The sequence below is a fragment of the Shewanella sp. SM95 genome, assembly GCF_025653595.1.
Taxonomy (GTDB): domain Bacteria; phylum Pseudomonadota; class Gammaproteobacteria; order Enterobacterales; family Shewanellaceae; genus Shewanella; species Shewanella oncorhynchi.
Window position 1 is genome coordinate 13,572 of record NZ_JAKKSE010000006.1, and the last position, 24,641, is coordinate 38,212.

The window sequence follows — 24,641 nt, forward strand, 5'->3', positions numbered from 1 at the left end:
ATATTCAAATCAGCATCAAGTGCATAATTCACGGCGCACTCAAGATAGGGTGAGTTTATCAACATCAGCAATAGACTGCCGCTTACCTATGGCCTTTTCAATCCATTCAAGCACTTCTGCCGAGGTGCTGCGAAACGTCGTTAACTTACCGCCGTATAAACTGAGGATGCGCGGATGGGAAATTGATGTTTTCATCAAAGTATCCCGCGGCCGCTCAAAGGCTTGGCTATTTTGCTTAGGTAAAACCCGAATGCCGCAGAAGGTTTGGGTAATTAAAGCCTTGAGCTCATCAATATCCGGCGTTAGTGGGAAATAATGTTTGTAGATCCCCAGCAGATAATTAATTTCAGATTCGGTCGCCTCAGGCGGCTTATCTAAAGAGGTTAATTCAGTTTCTGTGGTGCCGACTAAGGTTTGACCATACCAAGACATCACAAATATTACTCGTTTATCGAAGCATGACTCTAAGTACAAGATGCCATCGGGCGCAGGAATATCCAGTAACACATGGGCGCCTTGCACCCAATCGAGTTCAACACCCGCAAGTGGGGGCAACACTTTACTCAACACCTCATTCACCCAAGGACCTGCAGCATTAATCACAAGCTTCGCTTCGGCTTTATGGATTTCGCCCCTGTGGCTAAAACTCAGCTCACAGGTCTCGCGCTTGTGTTCCAGCTCAAGAAATTCAGCCTCGGCATACACTTCAGCGCCCAGTGCCTGCGCGCTGCGCGCCACCGCTTGAGTGAGCAATTTATCGTCGGTCTGCGCATCCCAGTACTGAAATACGGCTTTTAATCCAGAGAGTTTTAATCCCTTCAAACGATGCCAATGCACAGCAGGTACCGACACAAATTGGCCTAAAGGATCAAATTCACTCAGCAGTGCATACATACTCAGTCCTGCGCGAATGGTCCAGGGACTGCGCTGACTGTTGTCGTACACGGGAATATAAAAGGGCACAGCTTTAACAAGTGATGGCGCAAGATTGAGTAAATGTCGCCTTTCAAGCAATGACTTACGGACTAAATTAATTTGTCCGGTTTCTAAATAGCGTAAACCACCGTGGATAAGCTTGCTGGAATTCGCTGAGGTTTGGCCGCCAATTTCGCCCTTTTCAATCAGCAAGGTGGAATAGCCCGCTGCTGCCGCATATTGGGCAATGCCGACACCGCTGATCCCACCGCCAATAATGGCTACATCGAAACAGGCCATAACTTACTCTCGCTAACCTTCAATAGACGACTGACCCGCTGAGCTTCAAGCATACAACCCATTGCACTCAGTCGAACCGCTAATAAGCGTTAATATGTCAATAAGTTAATCTTAGATCAAATCTCGACGATAAGAGTTTAATCAATACTGGCATGTAATTGCTTAAGTGCTTGATCGCACATAGTCTTTAAGGCTTTTAGTTCGCTCGCCTCGCCGCCGACTTTGCAACGCATCAAATGGGGAATTTCACTTGCCTGTGTTTTGAGGGCAAGCCCCGCTGGCGTTAAGGCCAGCACTCTCACGCGTTCATCCTGCTCGCTACGCCCGCGAGTCACTAATCCTTTAGATTCTAGCCGCTTCAGCAATGGCGTTAACGTGCCTGAATCGAGGAAAAGTTTATCGCCTAAGGTTTTGACACTAATCCCCTGCTCTTCCCATAGCACTAGCATGACTAAGTACTGCGGATAGGTTAGATCTAATTTGTCCAACAAAGGCCGATAGGCACGCACCATAACATTTGCAGCACTATAAAGTGAGAAGCACACTTGATTCTCAAGACATAAGGCATTCTCTGTGCTGGTATTTTCTGCCATATCGACAGGATTAACACGGGTGTTGGGTTGAGTTGTTGCCATAGGAAGATCCGACAAATTAAATATATTGCGCACAATATACTTGCATTCACACCAAAGATCGAATTATAGTTTATCACAATTGAATTGCGCACAATTTAAATCGATTTACTTAATCCTTAACCTCAGAAGGTCTAATACTATGAAAACACTTTATGAAACACGTGCCACAGCAAAAGCGGGTCGTCAAGGTCAAGTCAGCACTGATGATGGTTTACTTGATGTCGCTTTAGCCTATCCAAAAGCCATGGGCGGTAGCGGTCTCGCCACTAATCCTGAACAACTGTTTGCCGCAGGTTATGCCGCCTGTTTCTCAAACGCCGTTCTGCACGTCGCAAAAATCGGCAAAGTGGATATTACCGAAGCGCCAGTCAGTGCAGTTGTTGGGATTGGTGCCAATGACGCCGGTGGTTTTGCATTAGCGGTTGCCTTAGAAGTCAGCTTAGATTTACCGCAAGAAGCCGCAGAAGCCCTAGTGCGTCATGCGCATCAAGTTTGTCCGTACTCGAACGCCACACGCAATAATATCGACGTGAAACTTAGCGTAAATGGCGTAACGTTAGGCTAACCATAACCCATCATCGACACCTGTTGATAACGTCAGAAATAGAGCACCCTCGGGTGCTTTATTCTTTATTAGCCAATAACGACTCAAGCTGAGAGTGAGTGTGCATCACCCCATTTTACAGGGAGATAAACTGGTTTCAGTTCCCAAAAAATTATTATTCGCGAGTTAACTAACACTTCTTAATATCTAATTTAATCAAAATGATTGATTTAAGTAGAGTAAGAGATAATCGAACCGTTTGACGATACTTAAACCCACTCTCTGTGGGAGGCGCTATGACAAAATATCTATCGAAATTATCTCTCTTTTGCTCGCTATTATTCCTCTTTGCCTTTTCTATCCCGAGCTGGGCCGAGACAACACCCTCAAGCTCAGCGGATCGAACGTGGCATTATGTGAATGATCAGGGTGAGCTCAAAATTAAGCTGTATTTCTTTTGGTCAAAAACCTGTCCGCACTGTGCAGAGGCCCATCCGTTCATTGATTCATTACCGCAAAAATACCCTTGGATTGAACTCGAATCCCATAGGGTATCAGATCCCGGCGTACAGGATATTTGGCAAAATATCGCCTCCAAAACCAGTACTGAAGCACGCTCAGTACCCTATATGGCAAGTTGTGAAAAGGCCATTGTGGGATATTCAAGTGAAGCGGTAACGGGTGAATTTTTAGTCAATCGACTGAAGAATTGTTATTTATCCCTTGGCGGTAAACTGAGCGACGCTGACCTCCCCACCAAAGGAGCCACCAGCACAACCACAAGCGCTCAAACAGATGCACCGCTCTTTGGCACTTGTGGCACAGATACTGGCGAAGGCACCTGTGATGCCACCAGCTTAAGCGAGCCCGTTGCAGAGCCAGAAGTTCAACCCGTTGAATTACCTTTAGTGGGAGTAGTGACACCTGAGACTATGTCTCTGCCGTTACTCACCTTAGTGCTCGCAGGTGTCGATGCTTTTAACCCTTGCGCCTTCTTTGTGTTGCTATTTTTACTGTCGATAATGGTTAATGCCAAGAGTCGCAGCCGCATGTTACTCGTCGGCGGGATTTTCGTATTCTTCTCCGGCTTTATTTATTTCCTGTTTATGACGGCATGGCTAAACATCTTCCAACTGCTGGGGGCAGGCAGTGATGGCGGTATGATCATTTTAGCGGCGGGTTGTTTAGCTTTGATCGCAGGAGCCATCAATATCAAAGATTACTTCTTTACTAAGGGAGAAGTGACACTATCGATGTCGGCAGAAAATCGTACGAGTCTAATAAAACGCATGGGGAAACTATCCAATTCCAGTAACTTAGGCGCGTTACTCATAGGTTCTACCGTATTAGCTATCCTCGCCAATGCCTATGAGTTACTTTGCACCGCAGGCTTCCCAATGATCTACACCAGTGTGCTATCTATGCACAATCTGCCAGACATTGAACGCTATATGTATTTGGTTTTATACAATATTGTATATGTGATCCCGCTGGCTATTATTGTTATCGTTTTCAGTGCGACCTTAGGCAAACGTAAGTTAACCGAAAAAGAAGGCCAAACCCTGAAACTTATGTCAGGCGTGATGATGTTGGGGATGGGTATCGCACTGGTTATTGACCCAACAGCACTGCAAAATGTGAGTCTAGCACTCGGATTGATTTTAGGCTCGCTCATTGCCACAGCGATTATCGTTCTAAGTCGAAAATACCTCATGACCAAAAGCTGATAGACAAAAATACTTCTAAAAAAAGTGATAGCACAAGTGCTATCACTTTTTATTGTTTAGAATTTATAACTTATTTCTGCACGATAAGCAGAGCCAATCGCGGCACCAGGGTACGAGAAGCTGTTAAAGAATGGCCATTCATCATGGGTAACATCTACTTCAGGGCGTTGATTGAAAATATTCTCACCACTAATTAATACTTTCAAATTATCAGTAAAATCATAGCCAACACTCATGTTAACCGTGTAGTAAGGATTCAAACGGTCTACTTTAATGACATCGCCAGTTTCATCATCGTAGTTTTCGGCAGGTTGCTCCCAAAGTGGAATTTCACCAATTCTATCGCCACGAACAGCAACGGACCAGTCTTGGTATTGCCAAGTCAAGACTAAGTTAGTTTTAGATCTAGGCTCATAATTATCTTTATCATCACGCAACTCTTGAATAGAAGATGCAGAATCCACTTGATATTTTGTACTTAAAATATGAGTCCATCCTAATTGAACGCCAAAGTCTCCATACTCAGTATCTAAAGTATAAAATAACTTAGCATCTAAACCACTCTGTTCATAGAGTGCTTTGTTTTCAGGATTAACCACAATAGTTTCAATATCTCCAGCATTCGGAGCACCCGCTGCAGCCCTAACTACTTTTGCTGCATTGTTAGTACATTCACTGCTAGACGGGTCTTTACCATTTCGCCCATATTTACAATCATATTCAAGATCTAATATATCTTGTTCGCTTTCATCAGAAATAATATCTTTCAAACTGATATTATAATAATCAAAAGTTAAGCTAAGATCTTTCACTGGTTCAGCAATTACCCCCACGCCCCAGTTTGTTCCCTTCTCTTCTTCTAACGTTTTACTACCAGAACGATTACCTTTTAAAGATGTCGTTTCACAAGCACTTGGACTCGGTACAAAATTAGGGTCATCATCGTGATCGTTTACACGACAATCAATATAGTCATACGCAGTAGTGAAGTAGCCTGAATCACCAGCAAAGACATAGTGCATATCTGGAGCTCTAAAGCTTTGCCCCCAGTTTGCACGGAACTTTAACTCATCCATAGCTTTATATGTCATAGTAATTGATGGGGTTAAACGACCACCAACTTCGGTAGTGCCATCGTCATACTGATCGTAGCGGGCTGCAACACCAAGATCTAAGTCTTCAATCACAGGGATCAGAAGCTCAAGACCTGCAGCATAACGACTGCGATCGCCACCACCTTCCGTACCCGTTAAGCCTTGCCATCCGTTGCCTTCAGTATTTAATGTACGGTCATCCTGTTTAAGATCATAGCCTTGCTTGTTATATTCAATAAGAGCAGCAAATCCAATAGGACCGGATGGTAATTCGAATAAATCACCATTAATTTCAGCAGATAAAGTTCTAGCATACGAATCAGCTAAAATAACTTGTGTTCCAAGTAACTGGTCCCGAATCTCTGGTGTAATTTTGTCATACAATCCTACGGGAGCATCACCATTATAAAGACCATATGGATTATCTATTTCACCTAGAAATAGTTCGGTGACTTTTTCTTCCTTCATCCAATCTCGGCTACTCTCGTAATCATAACGACTCTCCGAGTAATACACTTGCCAGTTATAGGCTGTATCAATATCACCTTTAATACCAACAGTGACATTATAACTCTGCTCATCAAATAGAGTGTTACGTTGGCCTAACTCATCAAAACTAAAAATCCTCTGTGCCAATACATAATCTCGGGTTCCTCCGAAATTACCAGAACCATCAGGAGTATTTAATAGCAAATTCTCACTATAAAAGTGACGAGAACCATAAACTGCAGAATCTATTGTTGAATACATAGTATCAGCAAAGAGTTGCATATGATCGTTGATGTCGTATGTACCAAACAAATAACCGGTTAAGGTTTCACGTTCATTTCGAATCGTATTGTCACCTGTAGTATCAACACCACAATACTTACCAAAACCATTACGATCCGCATATTCATATCCAGAACCAGAATCTACACATCCTTGTTCGCCAGGATCTCTATACTTACCAGTAAAATTATCAAGCAATAAAATCCCTCGAGAAAGAGGAGTCGCACCGGCAGGGTTATCATCAACAGAATCCATATAATCCCGCTCATGAGAATAAATCGGATCTTGTTTATAATACTCAATGGTTCCCCCAATTGAATAATCAGACCCTGTACTGCCAGAGGTAAGACTAAACCGATTTTGAGCACCACCACCTTCTGGTGTAATACCATACATAGCAGTCACAGTTGTTGAATCTATATCCTTTTTCAAAATAATGTTTACAACACCAGCAACAGCATCTGAACCGTAAATAGCTGATGCACCTTGAGTCAGAATTTCAATTCGCTCTACCGCAGAAAATGGAATGCCACTTAAATTCACAAAATTACTTTGCCCATTATAGGGCGTAGGGTTTTCAGCAATACGTCGACCATTGAGAAGAACAAGGGTATAGCCAGGCCCAAAACCACGTAAATTGATTACATCAGCATTTGGTGTAAAACCACCTTGCGCCCCCCACTCGTTACCCTGTGCTGTTCCTGTATTTTGAGAAATACTTTGGATTGCATCGAACGCCGTTGTAAAACCCTCATTTTTCATATCTTCAGCGGTTAACACAACAACGGGCTGAGCATTTTCTAAATCAGTTCTATTAATTCGACTACCAGTAACCTCTACACGCTCAATTTTCTCATTTTTGGTTTGAGCATCTTTTTCTTCTGCAGCCCACGCGTGGCTGGCAATAGAAATCGAAGCGGTAAATAGGCCTAGTTGTATTGCTTTACAAAGCAGTGTTGTCTTATACATACATTCTCCAAAACGGCTGTTAATAACACGTAAAAATGTTACCAGACGGATGATTTTATGTGAAAATTGCATATTCCTTGCAATCATATGTAAGGTATAGCAAAGACCACCTCATGTAAATATTTTGAACTTAATGTTTAAAATATGTTGCCATTAAGTGTGTTTTAAGGCAAAAAAAACAAATGAAGTTATAGTAAGCTGTTGAGACGTAACAGTTCAAACAGCTGATTAATGAGTAATACTCTGTTCGTCTGTCAATGTAATTGCGCGAGAGTACTGCCAGTTATCAAACGAAGTAAGTAGAAATAGATTCTATCGATGGAGATCCATATGATTAACATGACAAAAATACTGATTTTTCTTGGTTTAATATTAGGAAGTGGGCTTAATGCATTAGCCGCGACAAACGCACACGATCTCGCCAAGCACAGTATGTTTAATGCGATTAAAATATCTCCTAAAGGTGATTTCTTAGCCGCGACTTATCCGTATAAAAATCATAAAAGATTAGCGATTATCAATAAAAGCAATCAAAAAGTAGTTTGTAACTTTTTTTTTGGTGAAGAAGAGTCAGTCATGGAGTTTTGGTGGGCAAATGAAGAACGAGTAGTAATGACAATCTCAACCCAATCAGGACAGTATGCGACTCCATTTTTGACTGGTGAGCTATTTTCAGGCAATGCAGACTGTTCAAGTAAAATACAATTATTTGGAGTGAGGAATAAAGATTACTCAGGTGCGCAGGTTGAGAGCCTACTAATGGATGAACGCGATAACATTTTGATATCGTCTAATTTAGAAAAAAAACAATACTCTAACCTTTATAAAGTGAATATCTATACTGGGAAACGTCAATTAATTGAAAAAGCTAAATTTGAAAATGCATCGATTTTTTTAGATAATAATGATCAATGGCGAGTGAGCCAGTCCATGAAAACAGAAAGAAAAGGACTGTTAAAATCGGAGGGTGCTGGAGAAATAATTACCTATATTCGAGAAAGCAATGTTGATCAAAATGCATGGAAAGCTTTATCGTTGTCAAATATGGTTAGAACCAGCTCGACAGGGTCCAGTAATGTTATTGGATTTAGTGCAGATAACCAGTTCATATTTACCTCTGATAACATAGAGAAAAGTACTTTAGGCATATATAGAATCAAGTTAAGTACAGGTGAACGAGAGTTAATGTACCGAAATGATATAGTTGATGCTCAACCATTTATAAATGTATATACATCTGAAACAGGTAAACGTATAAGAGAAGTGGTAGGGGCCATTATTCATAATGGAAGACCTGAAGTTATATTTTTTGATGAAAATTCAGAACTAGCCAAAGAGTATCGCGGGCTACAACGAGCATTTCCAAATGATTATTTACATATTACCTCTAAGACAGCTGATAACAAAAGCTGGGTGATTGAAAGTTACTCCGATGTTAATCCAGGTAAATTTTATCTTTACGATAGAGAGACTAAAAAAGTGTCTTTCCTCACAGCCTCTCGCCCTTGGATAGATGAGCAAAAAATGTCTCATAAAACTCCGATAAATTTTGTTACTCGTGATGGCTTAACAATTCATGGTTATTTAACCATACCACTGGGTGCCAAAGCTGAAAATTTGCCTTTAATTATCCATCCACATGGGGGCCCACATGGTCCTCGTGACTATTGGTTTTTTGATGATGAAGTACAGGTATATGCGAGTGCAGGATACAGTGTACTTCAGGTAAATTTTCGAGGTTCTGGCGGATATGGACGTGAGTTTGAAGATAGTGGTTACGGACAATGGGGTGGTGCAATGCAAGATGACCTGACCGATGCAACACTATGGGCAATTAAAGAAGGCTTCGCTAATAAGGATAAAATTTGTATCTCCGGATCAAGTTACGGCGGATATGCCGCTCTCATGGGTGTGGTTAAAGAACCCGACCTTTATAAGTGCGCAATTGGATATGTTGGGGTATACGATCTACCACTCATGTTCAATAAAGGCAATGTTGCTGAACGATTGGGTTGGGGTAAACGCTATATGGAACAAGCTTTTGGGGGTTCAGAAGAAACAATGAAAAAACATTCTCCCGCCTATAATGCAAGCAAAATTAAAGCCGGAGTATTCATTGTGCATGGCGGCCGTGATGAGCAGGCACATTATGAAAACGCTCATGTGATGCGAGATGCCCTAGTAAAAACAGGAAATGAACCGAAATGGTTATGGAAAAAAACAGAAGGGCATGGATTCTATAACGAAGAAAACCGCAAAGAATTATACACTGAGATGCTTGACTTTTTAAAAAAATATTTAAACTAAAAATATGTTAGCAAGTTTACGCGAACTAACTCAACATATTGAAATCATTTAAAGTATTAAAAATTAACATGCAAAAATAGATAGTACGATAGAATTGGCAAATTCATGTGTAACGACTAAAGTTAACGGTGGGTTTGCCGATAAAGGGATCCAGCTTACAATCGAGGTTAGTTATGTCAATTTCACTGAATACCCAAGCTATCGCACCAAATCTAGAAAATGGTGCAATTGGCGTTAAGGTTGCTCAGTTAGCAAAAGAGCAGCAAAAAGCCGAAGGTAAAATCGCGGTAGATTTAATTGCAGCTGCGGCGCCAAAACCCGTAGGCAATGCAGGCCACAACATCAACACCACGGCCTAATTGTTAGCAATACAAAATCAAAAAAGCGCTCTGATTATCAGGGCGCTTTTTTTTGTTATTTTCTCTAAAACGTCAGGCGAATTTAAGAAAAAGCGTTACCATTCACGTGCATAATAGTGAATGTCCACACTACAAACGCCAGAGGGATATGCACTAAGGCATAGAAACACTGATCGAGTCGCCCCATTCCTTTTGCTAACAAAATCAAATATAAATGTAATCCAATCACCAAGGGAAATAGCGCTAACAGCGGATAGAGTGCGACAGGGTTTGCATCGGAAAATAAGCTGTGACTGAATAAAGCCCACGCCACCATAAAGGCGGTCGTCAACGGCGGCGTTGCAATGCGATATTGCTCTGGATAGGGAAACATCCTACGACCTCTGAGTCTCAATCAATAAATTTACGTTGTAGGTTTTCGCGCAATCAACTGGGCTTTATAACTGCTTTGAGTGGACTGCGGATCACATAATCGACCTTCAAAGTAATGTAAAGATTGCCAGTTAGCAAACACTGATTTGAGTTCATTTTCAGTAAGTAAGAAATCTGGGTTGCGTGGCCGACCTATCTGCGCCTGTTGCGTTGTAAAGGTTTCATAGACGATAAGGCCTGTGCTCTTAACCGCCTTAGCAATTTGTGGCAGTAATGGGCGATGCAGATAATTAAATACTAAGACAATATCGTACTCTTCAACCGGTAATAATGGTCCAGCCTCAGCTTCTAAATTCCTTTGTAATTTGTAAGCATTAGCCTGATCAATGTGTGACATGGCGGACAAATCTCGATCGATAAACGTCACTTCAGCCCCTCGCGCTAAAAACCACAAACCATTACGCCCAGAACCGCAAGCGAGATCGAGCACCTTAAGTCCATCGAAGCAACTCAAGTCTAAGTTAGACACAGATGGATTAGGCCAAGCGAACTCTGTGATTAACGCGGCAGGCGTTAAAGTTGACGTATGGATTACAGACATATCAATTAGCCCTTAATTTCTTTTTTCGAGTCAATTTGCCGACGATGCACAATAGAATAATGCCTGAGCCCTGCAGGACCATGGGACACGATAACTGACAAAAAAAGTATCACGATCAACAGCTCAGGTTTGTAATGAGCCAGCGGCACAAACAGGCCAAGCAAGCCTATTTTTACTAAAGTTAACACTCCCTTAAGCTGGATCAGCCAGCGCCAATCCCGTGCGATTTCCCACAACATTAATATGCTGCCCGTCGTCATCGCGAGATACCAATAACTCAACCATTGCACTTTATTTACATCTAATAAAATGCCACCACCGACACCAACGATCCCTAAAATATGTAATGCCCTTAAACTGGTTTTACTCAAACGTTGAAACCAAAAACGTTTTTCTGATATGCCTTGTTTGTGCATTACAACCCCTTAAGAATCAATTGCGTAACATTTAATTAAAATGATAATATAATTTTATACAATAAAGGCTTTTGAAATAACATTATTTATAGAATACATAAAAATAAATAAGGCATCTCCTCAATATACAAGATTTAATTATAATATTTATAAAATACAAATAGATAAAACACACCACCAAAGCCATAATTTATGCCATTTTTATTTTATAAAGTTAAAATCAATCCATTCAATATGTTAACTCACGCATGTTATACCGTATTGAAGCAGTGATTAGTCTCAACTTCATTAATATTTCCCATCCGATTGCACATTTTAAATATGTTATTTTCGCTGTAACAAAGGTTATGTGATCTGAACACACATATACCTCTTTAGATAGTGCTAAATTTGCAAATGGAGAATGCTCTAACAGTGCGTGAGCTGCGTAAAAAATAAATATCACGCCACGATGAATAACCCTTATTAAGTAGATGAATGTACGGCGGAGGAACTATCATGTTCACAAGAAATATTCAAAAAACAGCACTAGCCATGCTGATCTCTGGCGCTATGGCAGGTACTGCCTATGCAGCACCAGAAGTGCTAGCCGATTTTCACGGTGAAATGGGTAGCTGCGACAGCTGCCACGTATCAGACAAAGGTGGCGTCACCAACGACAACCTTACCCATGAAAATGCTCAGTGTGTTAGCTGCCACGGTGATTTAAAAGAACTGGCCGCCGCTGCACCTAAAGATAAAGTATCACCCCATAAATCTCACCTAATTGGCGAAATTGCTTGTACTAGCTGCCATAAAGGTCATGAAAAATCAGTCACCTATTGCGATGCTTGTCACAGCTTCGGCTTCGATATGCCTTACGGTGGCAAGTGGGAACGTAAGTTTGTGCCTGTTGATGCAGACAAAGCTGCTCAAGATAAAGCCATTGCCGCTGGCGTAAAAGAAACCACTGATGTCGTGATCATTGGTTCAGGTGGTGCAGGTCTTGCAGCAGCCGTTTCAGCCCGTGATGCAGGCGCTAAAGTTATCCTGTTTGAAAAAGAACCTATCCCAGGCGGAAACACTAAACTTGCTGCTGGCGGAATGAACGCTGCTGAAACTAAGCCACAGGCTAAACTAGGTATTGAAGATAAGAAACAAATCATGATCGACGACACCATGAAAGGTGGTCGCAATATTAACGATCCTGAACTGGTCAAAACCTTAGCCAACAACTCATCAGACTCTATCGATTGGTTAACCTCTATGGGTGCCGATATGACTGACGTAGGTCGTATGGGTGGCGCAAGTGTTAACCGTAGTCACCGTCCAACAGGCGGCGCTGGCGTGGGTGCACACGTAGCACAAGTTCTATGGGACAATGCAGTGAAACGTGGTACTGACATCCGCTTAAACAGCCGTGTAGTACGTATTCTTGAAGATGCGAGCGGTAAAATTACCGGCGTATTGGTGAAGGGTGAATACACAGGTTATTACGTGGTCAAAGCTGACGCTGTCGTTATCGCAGCGGGTGGTTTTGCGAAAAATAACGATCGTGTTGCTAAGTACGATCCTAAGTTAAAAGGCTTTAAAGCGACTAACCACCCAGGTGCTACAGGTGATGGCTTAGACGTGGCATTGCAAGCGGGTGCTGCAACTCGTGACTTAGAATTTATTCAAGCTCACCCAACTTATTCACCTGCTGGTGGTGTAATGATCACCGAAGCGGTACGTGGTAACGGTGCGATCGTGGTTAACCGTGAAGGTAACCGCTTTATGAACGAAATCACCACCCGTGACAAAGCGTCTGCCGCGATTCTGCAACAAAAAGGCGAAAGTGCTTATTTGGTATTCGATGACTCTATCCGTAAGAGCTTAAAAGCTATCGAAGGCTATGTGCACTTGAACATTGTTAAAGAAGGCAAAACAATTGAAGATCTGGCTAAACAGTTAGATATTCCAGCGGCCGAACTCGCTAAAACAGTGAAAGCTTATAATGGCTTTGTTAAATCAGGTAAAGATGCTCAATTTGAACGTCCTGATTTACCACGTGAATTAGTTGTTGCACCTTTCTACGCTCTCGAAATCGCGCCAGCAGTTCACCACACTATGGGTGGTGTTGTGATCGATACTAAAGCCGAAGTGAAGAGTGAAAAAACGGGTAAGCCTATTGATGGTTTATATGCAGCAGGTGAAGTCACAGGTGGCGTTCACGGTGCTAACCGCTTAGGTGGTAATGCTATTTCCGATATCGTTACTTATGGCCGTATCGCGGGTGCATCTGCAGCTAAATACGCTAAAGACAAAAAGTAAAATGCAATAACGGAGGGTTAAAGGACTAACCCTCAGCTCATATAGTACGACTTTCAATATGAGAGCCCTAGCTTGAACACTTCAAGTAAAAGCAGTCAATCAATAAGCGAGCCGTCAGGGGCTCGCTTTTTTATTCCCAATTGATGATAAAGCTCACTCTTTTAACGGGGAATTTTCTAAGGCTAAGGACAAAAAGCCCTAACTCACTTACACTCTTTGCCAGATAATGACATCAGCAAACCCGTTAGGTGACTGAAATGAGAATTGGATTTTTTAGCGCAAAACATTACGACATGCAGCACTTTAACCGCACAAATGCTGCGTTTGGTGCACAAATTGAGTACTTCGATTATCGCCTCTGCATGCAAACAGTGAAGCTTGCCGAAGGTTTTGAAATTGTCTGTGCCTTTGTCAACGATTCACTCTGTGAAGAAGTTCTGGTCGAACTCGCTAAGGGTGGCACAAAAATTATCGCCATGCGCTGCGCTGGCTTTAACAACGTCGATTTAGTTGCCGCTAAACGCTTAGGCATGCAAGTCGTTAACGTACCAGCTTATTCTCCTGAATCCGTGGCCGAACATACAGTCGCACTGATGTTGACACTGAATCGAAAAATCCACAAAGCTTACCAACGCACCCGCGATGCCAACTTCTCCCTCGAAGGCTTAGTCGGCTTTAACATGTTCGGCAAAACCGTCGGCGTGATTGGTACAGGTAAAATCGGCGTAGCAACCATCAAGGTATTGCTCGGTTTTGGCTGTAAAGTCATTGCCTTCGATCCCTTTATCAATCCGGCTGTCATCGCGCTGAATGTTGAATATCAAGATCTCGACTCTATTTATGCCAACAGCGATATCATCAGCTTGCATTGCCCGTTGACCGCGGATAACCGTCATTTACTAAACCAAGCCAGTTTCGCCAAGATGAAACCCGGTGTCATGGTGATCAACACCAGCCGCGGTGGTTTACTCAATGCTTTCGACGCAATGGAAGCATTAAAACTGGGGCAAATCGGCTCGCTTGGGCTCGATGTATATGAAAACGAAAAGGGCCTGTTCTTCGAAGACAAATCGAATGAAATTATTCAAGACGATGTATTCCGTCGTTTATCAGCCTGCCATAACGTGATTTTCACGGGTCACCAAGCCTTCCTCACCGAAGAAGCCCTAGGCGCCATTGCCAAAACGACCTTGAGCAATATAAAAGCACTATGTGCCGGTGAACTCTCAGGTAACGAATTGTTTTAACTGACAGATAAAATCCTGACTGCTAAAGTGAGGCTTCAACGTTTGAAGCCTCATAGAGGAATATAAATATGTTAGTGACTCAGGAAATTCAGGATATCTCCACGCCTTCAGGGCTAATGCGCACCTATATCTATCGCCCAGAAGCACAGGGAATATTCCCAAGTATCATCTTTTATTCCGAGATATTTCAGCAAACTGCGCCCATCGCCCGCACCGCTACTATTCTTGCTGGCCACGGTTTTGTGGTGTTAGTACCCGAAGTGTTCCATGAACTGAATCCTTTAGGCACAGTGCTGGCCTATGATGAATCAGGTAAAGATAAAGGTAACGCCGATAAATTTGCCAAACCCCTAGAACACCACGATAGCGATACCCAAGCACTGATCGATTTTGCCACTCAACAAACTTACTGCAATGGCAAAGTTGGCTCTATGGGCGTGTGTATCGGCGGCCACTTAGCCTACCGCGCCGCACTCAACCCCGCTATTTTAGGTGCATTTTGCCTTTATCCTACCGACATTCATTCCAACACCCTACCCTGCGCTTACGGCAATGACTCATTGAGCCGCAGCGGTGATATTCAAGGGGAATTAGTGTTAGTGTTCGGCAAGCAAGATCCCCACGTATCCGCGGAAGGCCGAGTACTAATCCACCAGCAATTAATGGCGCTGAACCGTAACTTCACTTGGCTTGAAGTCAACGCCCAACACGCCTTTATGCGTGATGAAGGCGATAGATATGATCCGGCTTTAGCGCTGCAAATGTACTTACAAGCGACGGCATTTTTTCACAGGGTGCTACGATAATTGCCTTTGAAGAATCCTACCGCCACAAGTTAGAAGCCTTTATTGCATAGTTCAAATAGTACTGCAGGTTGTACAAAACACACTTAACTAGCAAAATTCACGCTTAATGAAACAGACTAAAACCTTAACTCGCGTTAAGGTTTTAGTGATTCATCACCTTTTTATTTAATGAAACTAAGCTCCTAGTAAAGGTAGATGTTTGATACTTTTGTATGTCAACGATAATTCAATACATTGGGAAATCGCAGATTCTGGTAGGGGATCATGAATATTTAACACTATGGTTCGATTCCCTTCAAACTGCAGTATGTCTGAATAGAGCTCTCGAAATGTATCAACTAGCTGAGTTTTACAATTAAAGAATAGGTAATATTGTTCGGGATATTTAGGCTTCCAGTCAAACCTTACTGTGCTTCCATTTTTAACTGAATAACTCGGCTCACCCCATTTTAAGCTCTCTTCCACCGCACCTAAATCCTGCACTTCGGCAATCGAAAAAATCAAAATTCGAATCCGCAATAGCAAGGGCGCTATATGCGCAGGATAGCCTTCAAACTTTTCTGTACTTCCGCTTGCATGCTCTCATCCTCCAATTTATGCAATGCCGAATCATCATATCTGTAAAACAAAAAACTATGCAGCGGGCCCACATGGTTGAACTTCCAAACCCTTAGTCATTGGTGATTTATCACTTAGTGGAAATATAGAGATAGTGGAAATAAGCAGAAACAAGCGTAATTTTATTTTTCCATATCAAAAGTGTCGATTATATCAGCACTTTATTATAAACCGCGTATTAGGGGTGTGACACAGTGTCGCAGGTCGTTGAGTTTTTATTGAGATATCAGCTTAATCCTTTATAAAACATCTCATTATTTAAACAAACCTTTCATAGGCTTATTATGTCCCGCTCTGCAGTAATGACTTCAATTGCAATATCCCTAACAAGTATGGCCACTTTTTCAGGGATAGCAGCCGAAGCCGAAACTGAAGCAATGTTTCCAGCATCTGCAATTAAACCTCAATTATCGACTCCCACTGCTATCGAAAGGATTGCCATTACAGGGAGCCGAATTCAAAGGGAAGAGATGGCCTCCACCGCGCCGATGACCGTTTTTACCGCGCAAGATATCGAGAAAACCGGTGCCACCTCAGTTGAAGTATTGCTGCAAAGAATGACGGCTTCTGCGGGGTTTGCGGGTAATCAAACGAATGCCTATTGGACTGAGGGGGGCTATGGTTCAACCCAAGTTAACCTGCGCGGATTAGGGGTAAATCGCACACTCGTACTGCTCAATGGTCGACGTATGGTGAACAGTGGCACAGGGGCAAACTCCTCCGTGGATCTTAATACTATTCCCATTAGCGTGGTTGAACGAATCGAGGTATTAAAAGATGGTGCATCCGCCATTTATGGTGCAGATGCGGTTGCTGGCGTGGTCAATATTATCACTCGGCAACAAATCGAAGGGGTTGAGTTTCAAGCGCGAACTGGCATAACCGAGCAAAATGATGGTGAACAGTACAAGCTTGACCTTGCCCTCGGTCATATAGGTGAGGGTGGCAGTGCATATGTGGCGATGAGTTACGATAAAACCCAAGCCGTCGATATGCTGAGTCGCGCACCTTGTCCGCTTGAGGAAGTGAATGGTGAGCTAGTGTGTGGCGGTAACTCGGCGCTGCCGGGAGGCAGAGGCCATTTCATTGATACCAATGGTAATCCAATCGGCGATCCGTTAATGCTATTGCCAACGGGAAGCGCCCCATACACAAGTAGCCATAAAGATAATACTTATCAGTACTTTAATGCGGTTCAACCTAACGAGCGAGTCAATCTGTTTGCCTACGGTGAATATGACTTAACGGCAAGCAGCCAAGTGTTTGCTGAGGCTATGTACACTCACCGTCGCTCACAATTACCCGCTTCCCCGCAATCGGTGTCAGGTATCGTGATCCCTGCTTGGCATGAATCAAATCCGACCGATGCAGACTTCCTTCTCCAGAGTCGCAGACTGGCAGAAGCTCCCCGACAATTTAATATTCAAGCGGATACTTGGCGCTTAGTGACAGGTTTTAGAGGTGATTTAGACAACGGTTGGCAATGGGATGCTGCCGTTAACTTCGGCAGTAATCGTGGTTCCTATGAAGTGACCAATGTCATTAATAAGGTTCGTCTTGCCGACGCGACAGACTATAGCAATTGTAATATTGATCCCAATGTACCTTGCGCAAACTTTTGGGGAGCTGGCTCACTCACACCTGCAATGCTGGACTATTTTCTGTTTAACATGCGTGATAGCGGCGGTAATGAGCAGTTTAGCCTCACAACGAATATCACAGGCGATCTATGGCAGTTACCCGCGGGCATGATGAGTTTTGCCGCAGGACTAGAGCACAGAAACGAGAAAGGATGGAATGATCCAGACCCACTTAAAATCAGTGGTGAAGCAAACACTGCCCAGCAAGATCCGATTGATGGTCGTTACACTGCTGACGAAATCTATCTTGAAACCTTATTACCTATTTTAAGCGGCCTGCCCTTTGCCAAGTCGGTCGAATTAACTGCGGCGTTGCGATATTCCTATTTTGATACCTTCGGTGGCGATACCAATTATAAAATGGGGCTACTGTGGGTCGTCAATGACGCAGTGACACTGCGAGCCACACAATCCACGGCATTCAGAGTACCGAATATTCCTGAGTTGTTTGGCGGTATCGATCAAGGTTCCATGAATACCACAGATCCTTGTAGCGAGTGGGCTAAGCTCGACCCTAGATCGAATCGATACGCTAATTGTATGGCATCAAACGTGCCAACGAATTATAAGCAAGAAGGCACTATTTTAACCGACCGTGGCGGCAATGCCGAGCTAGAACCAGAAGAGGCCAATACCTTTACTGCTGGTATTGTTTGGGATCTGGGATTTATTGAAGGACTCAACATCACGCTCGATTACTACAAAATAGAGATTAATAACGCCATTAACTCAGTCAATGGTTCGAGCAAATTAGCCGCCTGTTACGACAGTAAAGGGATGACGCATCCTTTCTGTAGCGACGAGCACTTTGTGCGAGACGCGATGACAGGCAACATCACCTACTTACAGACACAACTGGGCAACGCCGCCAACGAAGTGGTTTCAGGTGTTGATATGGCGATGTTTTACCCAAAAGAGATGGCAGGCTTGGTGACGAATACGACTTGGGAGCTGAGCTATTTAGATCAATACGATCTACAAACCTACGCTGGCGCACCCGTTGAATCACGAGCTGGCACAATTGGTTATGATGGTAGCTACACCAAATGGCGCTCAAACCTCTATTTTGATATCACGAATGACAATTGGCGCTTTAGCTACAACATTCAATATATCGGCGCGGCGGATGATCAATATGCCAATGCCGGAGATATAGGTGACTCCGTTGATGCGGTCACTTACCATAACGCACAGGTTCATTATCAAATGGACAACAATATAGCCTTAACGGCAGGTATCGATAACCTGTTCGATAAACCAGCGCCATATCATCAAAGCTTTACCGATGGTAATACCAACACTATGACGTACGACCTAATGGGACGTCGTTACTATGTCGGAATGAAATGGGCTCTGTAATGCTTTGGGCTTAAGGGGGTAATCCCCCTAAGCAAGCTGGCTAAATTAATTAAATAAAAAGTGAGTCATCAACTTGAAGCGGGTTAACACACTAAAACGAGTCTCATCAGCACACTTTCTACACCGATGGTTGATGCTATTGCTGGTGCTGCCGATTGGGATCTGGTCAGTCACAGGCAGCTATTTCGTCTTAATGGATCTTGGGTTTATCCGTGGCGATTATATTAAAGTGCAAGACACCCAGCATATCAATCCCAGCCAGATCCAGTACCCAATCGCAGCGGTTTATGCGCGTTTCCCTAAGGCTCAAGCAATCGCGTTAACCTCAATCACTGATACCCTCTATTACCGGATTAAACTGAACGATAAGTCCATTCTCGTGGACGCAGATTCGGGTGAGTTATTGCCTTCGATAACGGAGAAACAAGCCCGAATGATAGCTTCAAACTATCAGCATAACGGGTCTTTACCCGTAGAGGCTAAGCTTGTTAGTGCAACTCTGCTCACCGATATCGCCCCAGCTGAACTAGCGCCGCAATACCTACCAGTTTGGAGAATGGATTTTAACGATAGTGCAGCCACAAGCCTTTATCTGTCAGCGACAACGGGTGAGTTAGTCACGCGCAGACATGACTATTGGCGTTTGTTCGATCTCTTTTGGAAATGGCACATTATGGATTACGACGAGGGTGAAGCCATCGACAATCTTCTACTGCTGAGCACGGCTCTAGTCTCCATTGTGGCTGTGTTAGCTGGCTTCGTCTTACTGTGGCAGCGAAGAAGGAGGTATCTGAGATGATGCCGAATCTTAAACTTAAGCCTAAACCTAAGCCTAAGCCTCAAAGTAAACACTTCAAACGCTGGGTCAAAATCGCCCACTATTGGCTCGGTGCCATAGTAAGCATTCAACTGCTACTTTGGCTTGTTACTGGGGTCTATTTCAATTTAACGCCCCATGATGAACTCAAGGGAATGGAGTACCAGCTTAGCCATAGTCCTGCACCGCAAAAGCAAGAGTTTGATCCACAAAAGCTCGTGGATATCGCTCCCTTACTGGCTAAGCATACTCAGGTAGAAAGCCTGACATTAATGGCGCTCGCGGGTAAGCCCGTTTATGTACTCGATGCAAAGGTGCAGCGCTATGCACACCAGTGCCAACAGCAAACCTTGATTGATGCCTATACGGGCAATTCCTTACTCATTAATAAACAAAGCGCGCAACAACTGGCGCTTGAAAGTTATACCGGGCCAGGGAAAATTACCCAAGTTAAGCAAATATCAGCCCCCATTAGCGAGTGGCCAACCCAGTGCAATTCACTTTGGCAAATAGATATGGATGATGACCTGTCGACGCGAATTTATATCAATACAGTTAATGGCGAATTAATTGGCCATAAAAATGACCACACAGACATCGCCGACTTGATGTTTAAATTGCACTTTATGGATTACCTCAATCAAGGTACTTTTAACAACCCCTTTAGCTGGCTACTGGGGATACTGACCTTGTTGTTATCCCTATCTGGCCTGTATTGGGTTATTGATAATCTTGTACTCAAGCGCTATCGGTTAAGTCTGAGTTGAATGGCTAGAACGGCAAGAGCTATTTCATTCATCTCATCGTACGCCGCGATGGGTTAATAGACCCTATAAGCCTGCCAAACGACTCAGACACGCCCACGAACGCTCAGCACAGTTTGATAATCAATATAGCGCTGCGCAACTATCCAAACTACTCAGGATCAAACTTCTTTTTGCCTTCGAGTAAGGCCTGACGTTCGGCTAAGGGAGTCTGATCGGCGAGCTTTAACACTGCCTTTTGCAGCATGAGGTTATTAGGATAAGTGATGGTATCGCCGTTATCGCGATGGATCAGCACATGGAATAACGCGATTTCGATGATCACGCCGCTAATATCTTCATCCTTATCAACCACCCGAATGCGCTCGCCGATACGGTAGGGAAACACGAAAAAGATCAGCACGCCAGCAGTTAAATTACTCAATATCGACCATTGAGCAACCAATGCAACGCCCATCACCGCAAAGGCAGATGACACAAATAGCGACACATCCTGATAGCCCAGTCCGAGCGAGACCGCCATCAATGACAGAGTAATAAAAAACATCACATAGGAAATAAAACGGGTCACTAAACTGGTCCGTGCAACACTCACTTGCTTCATTTGCGCGAGTTTTCTAACCCAATGGGTTAAGGCGCGCTGTAAAAAGATAAACACTACAAGATAAATACAGGCAAGCAGGATTTGATTTGTCATAATAGCGGCTCAATTAACTAAAACTGTCTGAATTCTAACTTTTTTGCACGAGCAGTTATAGCCCGTGCAAACAAGCCAAACAGCTAAACCGAGTAATTAATCCAATATGGCCGATTCGACCCTCTTACATGAAACCCAAGACGCACTAGGCCCGATTCGTGTAATCGATTACGACGACTCACGGATCCTGTCCTTTGGGGATAACGATGAGCAGAGTAAGATCCTCAAGGCGGCGCCCCATATTCCCCAGCACACTTATGTGCAAGCCATGTTGTTGGTTTTACTATTTTGTAAGCCCAAGAGCGCTATTGTTTTAGGTTTAGGCGGCGGCTCGATTATTCACTCACTGCGCAATTTCGACGCGGCAATAAAGTTAACAGCGGTGGAATTACGCCCCGCGGTGATTGAGTTAGCTAAGCGCTATTTTCAGCTGCCGATAGGTAAAAAGCTCAATCTTATCAATGATGATGCTATTGCTTTTTTAGCTGCTGGCGATCATAAAAAAGTGGATGTAATTTTTGCCGATATTTACACAGCCAAAGGCGTTGAAACAGGGCAGCTTTCGCCAATATTCCTTGAGCAATGCACTAACCTCATCAAACCCAATGGGTATTTAGTGCTGAACTGCTGGAAAGAACATAGCCAAAATCGCGAGTTGTTAGCCGACTTACAACAACACTTTGCCCATGTGAACGCTTGTCTCACAGGCGGCGGGAATTGGGTGATTTTTGCGAGCCAATCGCCACAGCTTTTAGGCACCTCGGCCCTTAAAAGTAGTGCTCAATCTTTATCGCAACAATTGGGTTTTGCCCTTGATCGATCATTGACACGCTTTGGGCCTTGGATTTAATACTAATATCAGCAAAATAGCGTAAATTAGTTAACCCTAAGGCTGAGCTTTGATATTCTTCTCACACTTCCATGATATGAGCTGTCACCATGAAAAATAATAATAAATTGATGTTAAGCGTTATGGCTCTGGCGTGCCTTAACTCTCTCAATGCTAACGCCGAAAGTTTTAGTTTTGACACTCGTAGCTCACTGAATTCAGATACATTAGTGCTATTCCAAAGTGCTGATTCTACTACCTATGGGATCGACTTTTTACCTCAGTCGACCCAAGATCAATTAAACCTAGCAACGGCGGATAATATTTTTTCCGGCAAACGGGGGGAAATCCTCGAGATTTTGGTACCCAGCGAAATTGATGCTAAACGGGTCTTACTGGTCGGCATTGGCGATGCAAAAAACTTAACGCCCGGCGACATTAATACCATCGGTGGCAATGTTGCGGCTAAACTCGATACGGTTCCCCAAGCCACAGTGCGTGTACTCACCCAAGGCTTAACTGCCGCGCCGCTATTTGCCTCTGAGCTTGCCCACGGAATTGAACTACGCAGTTATCGTTATACTCAGTTCAAAGCGAGCCCCCGTGCCGAGAAGAATTACCAAATCGCTGTCGATGATTTAAGTCGCAACCAAAAACACCATAAAAATCTGCAAGCGGTTGAAGCAGGTGTGTTTTTAGCGCGCGATCTAACAAACGCACCTGCAGACATTATGTATCCCGACAGCTTTGCTAACGAAGCCAGAAAACTCAAATCCCTCGGCGTTAAAGTCACGGTATTAGAAGCCAAAGATATCGAACGTCTACAACTGGGCGCCTTAGCTGCTGTAGGTAAAGGCAGCGAGCGCCCACCTAAGTTAGTGGTCGCCCATTGGCCTGGTAGCAAAGACGCGCCAATCGCACTGGTCGGTAAAGGCATCACCTTCGACTCGGGTGGTTACAATATTAAGGCGACAGGTACTTCAATCGCGCGGATGAAGTCAGATATGGCAGGTGCAGCCACAGTGCTTGGCACTATTAAAGCCATGGCGATTCAAAAAGCGCCAGTCAACGTAGTGGCGATTATGCCCATGGCGGAGAACATGGTATCGGGTCATGCAATGATCCCAGGTGATGTGATTAAAACCGCCCAAGGTCTCACCGTTGAAGTGCTCAATACCGATGCCGAAGGTCGCCTAGTGCTGGCCGATGGCCTCTGGTATGCCAGAGAAAATTATAAGCCATCTGTGATTATCGATGTTGCGACACTGACTGGCTCAAAAGTGAGTGCGTTAGGCAATGTTTACGCAGGCTTGTTTACCGATTCTGAGCCTTTAGTGCAGCAGCTAACTTATGCAGGTCAACAGGTTGGCGAAAAGGTCTGGCGCTTACCGTTAGATCAAGCCTATGCGGATGAGCTTAAATCCACTATCGCGGATCTCACAAACACAGGTAAAGAAGGCAGCGCGGGTGCTTCCTCTGCGGCCATGTTCTTAAAACGCTTTGCGGGCGAACAGCCTTGGGCACATATCGATATCGCGGGCAATGCCTTAACCGCCACCGATACCGCCGTTGTGCCTGCGGGTGCAACAGGTTACGGCGTGCGCTTACTCAGCACTTGGTTAACTCAACCCAAAGCACAGAACTAGAACCTAGAACCTCAGTATCTAGTTTTAATTGTATTTACACTTTAAGGGATATCATTGATATCCCTTTTTTATGCTCGAAATTTATCTTATCTCAATCACCAAAGACCAGCCGGCTAAACCCAAACTACACCCAGTCACGCCAAAACCGCAGCAGTCGCAGAAAAACCGATTGAGTCCGACCTAATCGCATCGTCATTCGACTAAACCGATTAAGATAATAGTTTTTATCCGTTATCTTAATTTTAATCGAGTCGGTAATATGCTTCACATCGACAGGACGCAAGCAAATGTCCTCGTTATGAACTTAAGCCATCATCAACTAAATGGAAGCATAAAATGACTCAATCAATTATCAACAGCACAATCAAACCATTCAAAGCCACTGCATTCCACAATGGTGAGTTCGTTCCAGTAACTGAACAAGACCTGTTAGGTAAATGGTCTGTTGTCTTCTTCTACCCAGCAGATTTTACCTTTGTTTGCCCAACTGAATTAGGCGACATGGCTGATCACTACGAAAAACTGCAAGGAATGGGCGTTGAAGTTTACTCAGTATCAACTGACACACACTTCACTCACAAAGCATGGCATGACACGTCAGACACCATCAAGAAGATCAACTTCCCAATGCTGGCTGACCCAACAGGCACTATCAGCCGTAACTTCGGCGTGATGATTGAAGAAGACGGTTTAGCACTGCGTGGTACTTTCGTGATTAACCCAGAAGGCCAAATCAAGGTCAGCGAAGTTCACGATTTAGGCATCGGCCGTAGCGCTCAAGAGCTAGTTCGTAAAATTCAAGCAGCTCAATATGTTGCTACTCACGATGGCGAAGTTTGCCCAGCTAAATGGCAACCAGGTGACGAAACATTAGCACCGTCTTTAGACCTCGTTGGCAAAATCTAATTTAGCCTGC

20 protein-coding genes and 1 pseudogene are annotated in these 24,641 nt (G+C 43.7%); 13 read left to right on the forward strand and 8 right to left on the reverse strand.

Annotated elements, in window-relative coordinates; all coding sequences use genetic code 11:
- Positions 1-39: 39 nt before the first annotated feature.
- Both L5M29_RS09020 and L5M29_RS09025 read right to left on the reverse strand, forming a co-directional pair.
- Positions 40-1,215 carry a glycerol-3-phosphate dehydrogenase/oxidase gene (locus L5M29_RS09020; protein WP_263167431.1) on the reverse strand — a complete coding sequence of 392 codons (1,176 nt, stop codon included), beginning with the start codon at positions 1,213-1,215 and terminating at the stop codon, positions 40-42.
- A 137-nt stretch (positions 1,216-1,352) separates the two neighbouring features.
- On the reverse strand, positions 1,353-1,850 hold the full coding sequence (locus L5M29_RS09025) for a MarR family winged helix-turn-helix transcriptional regulator (RefSeq protein WP_263167432.1): 498 nt from the start codon (positions 1,848-1,850) through the stop codon (positions 1,353-1,355).
- Between the two features lie 139 nt (positions 1,851-1,989).
- On the opposite strand from L5M29_RS09025, the gene L5M29_RS09030 reads away from it, so the two are divergent.
- Both L5M29_RS09030 and L5M29_RS09035 read left to right on the forward strand, forming a co-directional pair.
- Positions 1,990-2,415 carry an organic hydroperoxide resistance protein gene (locus L5M29_RS09030; RefSeq protein WP_131524696.1) on the forward strand — a complete coding sequence of 142 codons (426 nt, stop codon included), beginning with the start codon at positions 1,990-1,992 and terminating at the stop codon, positions 2,413-2,415.
- 275 nt (positions 2,416-2,690) lie between these two features.
- A complete protein-coding gene (locus L5M29_RS09035) occupies positions 2,691-4,121 on the forward strand; it encodes a cytochrome C biosynthesis protein (RefSeq protein WP_263167435.1) in 1,431 nt (476 codons plus the stop codon).
- A gap of 56 nt (positions 4,122-4,177) precedes the next feature.
- Here L5M29_RS09035 and L5M29_RS09040 read toward each other — a convergent pair whose 3' ends face one another.
- A complete protein-coding gene (locus L5M29_RS09040) occupies positions 4,178-6,955 on the reverse strand; it encodes a TonB-dependent receptor domain-containing protein (RefSeq protein WP_198555537.1) in 2,778 nt (925 codons plus the stop codon).
- Between the two features lie 330 nt (positions 6,956-7,285).
- Between L5M29_RS09040 and L5M29_RS09045 the strand changes: the two genes are divergently transcribed.
- Together L5M29_RS09045 and L5M29_RS09050 are read left to right on the forward strand one after the other, a co-directional pair.
- Positions 7,286-9,262, forward strand: coding sequence for an alpha/beta hydrolase family protein (locus tag L5M29_RS09045; RefSeq protein ID WP_212601295.1), 1,977 nt, complete (start codon positions 7,286-7,288; stop codon positions 9,260-9,262).
- Positions 9,263-9,435: 173 nt separating this feature from the next.
- Positions 9,436-9,621: a hypothetical protein gene (locus L5M29_RS09050; protein ID WP_028759392.1), complete on the forward strand. Its 186-nt coding sequence runs from the start codon at positions 9,436-9,438 to the stop codon at positions 9,619-9,621.
- A gap of 82 nt (positions 9,622-9,703) precedes the next feature.
- On the opposite strand, the gene L5M29_RS09055 is transcribed toward L5M29_RS09050, so the two are convergent.
- The 3 genes from L5M29_RS09055 to L5M29_RS09065 are packed head-to-tail and all read right to left on the reverse strand — an operon-like array spanning position 9,704 to position 11,010.
- Positions 9,704-9,994 (reverse strand): hypothetical protein, encoded by a 291-nt coding sequence (locus L5M29_RS09055; RefSeq protein ID WP_105250069.1) that lies wholly within the window; start codon positions 9,992-9,994, stop codon positions 9,704-9,706.
- A 30-nt stretch (positions 9,995-10,024) separates the two neighbouring features.
- The gene (locus L5M29_RS09060) at positions 10,025-10,594 is read right to left on the reverse strand and encodes a class I SAM-dependent methyltransferase (protein WP_263167441.1); all 570 of its coding nucleotides are present in this window, start codon (positions 10,592-10,594) and stop codon (positions 10,025-10,027) included.
- Positions 10,595-10,599: 5 nt separating this feature from the next.
- The gene (locus L5M29_RS09065) at positions 10,600-11,010 is read right to left on the reverse strand and encodes a hypothetical protein (protein ID WP_105250071.1); all 411 of its coding nucleotides are present in this window, start codon (positions 11,008-11,010) and stop codon (positions 10,600-10,602) included.
- 498 nt (positions 11,011-11,508) lie between these two features.
- Between L5M29_RS09065 and fccA the strand changes: the two genes are divergently transcribed.
- From fccA to L5M29_RS09080, 3 genes are all read left to right on the forward strand, one after another.
- Complete coding sequence (fccA, locus tag L5M29_RS09070) at positions 11,509-13,302, forward strand: fumarate reductase flavoprotein subunit FccA (protein WP_263167444.1); 1,794 nt, start codon at positions 11,509-11,511, stop codon at positions 13,300-13,302.
- A gap of 257 nt (positions 13,303-13,559) precedes the next feature.
- The gene (locus L5M29_RS09075) at positions 13,560-14,549 is read left to right on the forward strand and encodes a 2-hydroxyacid dehydrogenase (RefSeq protein WP_105250073.1); all 990 of its coding nucleotides are present in this window, start codon (positions 13,560-13,562) and stop codon (positions 14,547-14,549) included.
- A gap of 68 nt (positions 14,550-14,617) precedes the next feature.
- The gene (locus L5M29_RS09080) at positions 14,618-15,355 is read left to right on the forward strand and encodes a dienelactone hydrolase family protein (protein ID WP_263167446.1); all 738 of its coding nucleotides are present in this window, start codon (positions 14,618-14,620) and stop codon (positions 15,353-15,355) included.
- 174 nt (positions 15,356-15,529) lie between these two features.
- Here L5M29_RS09080 and L5M29_RS09085 read toward each other — a convergent pair.
- Positions 15,530-15,933, reverse strand: a pseudogene (locus L5M29_RS09085) (DUF1801 domain-containing protein).
- Between the two features lie 324 nt (positions 15,934-16,257).
- Between L5M29_RS09085 and L5M29_RS09090 the strand changes: the two are divergent.
- The 3 genes from L5M29_RS09090 (at position 16,258) to L5M29_RS09100 (ending at position 20,556) form a co-directional block, all read left to right on the forward strand.
- Complete coding sequence (locus L5M29_RS09090) at positions 16,258-18,972, forward strand: TonB-dependent receptor (protein ID WP_263167448.1); 2,715 nt, start codon at positions 16,258-16,260, stop codon at positions 18,970-18,972.
- Positions 18,973-19,105: 133 nt separating this feature from the next.
- Positions 19,106-19,771, forward strand: a complete 666-nt coding sequence (locus tag L5M29_RS09095) for a peptidase (RefSeq protein WP_263167451.1) — start codon at positions 19,106-19,108, stop codon at positions 19,769-19,771.
- On the forward strand, positions 19,768-20,556 hold the full coding sequence (locus tag L5M29_RS09100; protein ID WP_263167452.1) for a PepSY domain-containing protein: 789 nt from the start codon (positions 19,768-19,770) through the stop codon (positions 20,554-20,556). The genes L5M29_RS09095 and L5M29_RS09100 overlap by 4 nt, the downstream gene beginning before the upstream one ends.
- 148 nt (positions 20,557-20,704) lie before the next feature.
- Here the strand turns inward: L5M29_RS09100 and L5M29_RS09105 are convergent, their stop codons facing one another.
- The gene (locus L5M29_RS09105; protein ID WP_263167454.1) at positions 20,705-21,250 is read right to left on the reverse strand and encodes a mechanosensitive ion channel family protein; all 546 of its coding nucleotides are present in this window, start codon (positions 21,248-21,250) and stop codon (positions 20,705-20,707) included.
- A gap of 106 nt (positions 21,251-21,356) precedes the next feature.
- On the opposite strand from L5M29_RS09105, the gene L5M29_RS09110 reads away from it, so the two are divergent.
- The 3 genes from L5M29_RS09110 to ahpC all read left to right on the forward strand — a co-directional run bounded on the left by L5M29_RS09110 (position 21,357) and on the right by ahpC (position 24,631).
- Positions 21,357-22,100: a spermidine synthase gene (locus L5M29_RS09110; protein ID WP_113939824.1), complete on the forward strand. Its 744-nt coding sequence runs from the start codon at positions 21,357-21,359 to the stop codon at positions 22,098-22,100.
- 89 nt (positions 22,101-22,189) lie between these two features.
- On the forward strand, positions 22,190-23,725 hold the full coding sequence (locus tag L5M29_RS09115) for a leucyl aminopeptidase (RefSeq protein ID WP_198573862.1): 1,536 nt from the start codon (positions 22,190-22,192) through the stop codon (positions 23,723-23,725).
- A gap of 336 nt (positions 23,726-24,061) precedes the next feature.
- Entirely contained in the window at positions 24,062-24,631 is a 570-nt protein-coding gene (ahpC, locus tag L5M29_RS09120) for an alkyl hydroperoxide reductase subunit C (RefSeq protein ID WP_105250080.1), read from the forward strand.
- The last annotated feature ends 10 nt before the right edge of the window (positions 24,632-24,641 follow it).

Excerpts from the sequence above, each read along its gene's own strand:
- L5M29_RS09050 (WP_028759392.1), top strand. The coding sequence starts at position 9,436 with ATGTCAATTTCACTGAATACCCAAGCTATCGCACCAAATCTAGAAAAT.
- L5M29_RS09080 (WP_263167446.1), top strand. The coding sequence starts at position 14,618 with ATGTTAGTGACTCAGGAAATTCAGGATATCTCCACGCCTTCAGGGCTA.
- L5M29_RS09115 (WP_198573862.1), top strand. The coding sequence starts at position 22,190 with ATGAAAAATAATAATAAATTGATGTTAAGCGTTATGGCTCTGGCGTGC.
- L5M29_RS09045 (WP_212601295.1), top strand. The coding sequence starts at position 7,286 with ATGATTAACATGACAAAAATACTGATTTTTCTTGGTTTAATATTAGGA.
- L5M29_RS09100 (WP_263167452.1), top strand. The coding sequence starts at position 19,768 with ATGATGCCGAATCTTAAACTTAAGCCTAAACCTAAGCCTAAGCCTCAA.
- fccA (WP_263167444.1), top strand. The coding sequence starts at position 11,509 with ATGTTCACAAGAAATATTCAAAAAACAGCACTAGCCATGCTGATCTCT.
- L5M29_RS09040 (WP_198555537.1), bottom strand. The coding sequence starts at position 6,955 with ATGTATAAGACAACACTGCTTTGTAAAGCAATACAACTAGGCCTATTT.
- L5M29_RS09090 (WP_263167448.1), top strand. The coding sequence starts at position 16,258 with ATGTCCCGCTCTGCAGTAATGACTTCAATTGCAATATCCCTAACAAGT.
- L5M29_RS09020 (WP_263167431.1), bottom strand. The coding sequence starts at position 1,215 with ATGGCCTGTTTCGATGTAGCCATTATTGGCGGTGGGATCAGCGGTGTC.
- L5M29_RS09095 (WP_263167451.1), top strand. The coding sequence starts at position 19,106 with ATGCTATTGCTGGTGCTGCCGATTGGGATCTGGTCAGTCACAGGCAGC.
- L5M29_RS09055 (WP_105250069.1), bottom strand. The coding sequence starts at position 9,994 with ATGTTTCCCTATCCAGAGCAATATCGCATTGCAACGCCGCCGTTGACG.
- L5M29_RS09065 (WP_105250071.1), bottom strand. The coding sequence starts at position 11,010 with ATGCACAAACAAGGCATATCAGAAAAACGTTTTTGGTTTCAACGTTTG.
- L5M29_RS09105 (WP_263167454.1), bottom strand. The coding sequence starts at position 21,250 with ATGACAAATCAAATCCTGCTTGCCTGTATTTATCTTGTAGTGTTTATC.
- L5M29_RS09075 (WP_105250073.1), top strand. The coding sequence starts at position 13,560 with ATGAGAATTGGATTTTTTAGCGCAAAACATTACGACATGCAGCACTTT.
- L5M29_RS09025 (WP_263167432.1), bottom strand. The coding sequence starts at position 1,850 with ATGGCAACAACTCAACCCAACACCCGTGTTAATCCTGTCGATATGGCA.
- L5M29_RS09110 (WP_113939824.1), top strand. The coding sequence starts at position 21,357 with ATGGCCGATTCGACCCTCTTACATGAAACCCAAGACGCACTAGGCCCG.
- L5M29_RS09030 (WP_131524696.1), top strand. The coding sequence starts at position 1,990 with ATGAAAACACTTTATGAAACACGTGCCACAGCAAAAGCGGGTCGTCAA.
- ahpC (WP_105250080.1), top strand. The coding sequence starts at position 24,062 with ATGACTCAATCAATTATCAACAGCACAATCAAACCATTCAAAGCCACT.
- L5M29_RS09035 (WP_263167435.1), top strand. The coding sequence starts at position 2,691 with ATGACAAAATATCTATCGAAATTATCTCTCTTTTGCTCGCTATTATTC.
- L5M29_RS09060 (WP_263167441.1), bottom strand. The coding sequence starts at position 10,594 with ATGTCTGTAATCCATACGTCAACTTTAACGCCTGCCGCGTTAATCACA.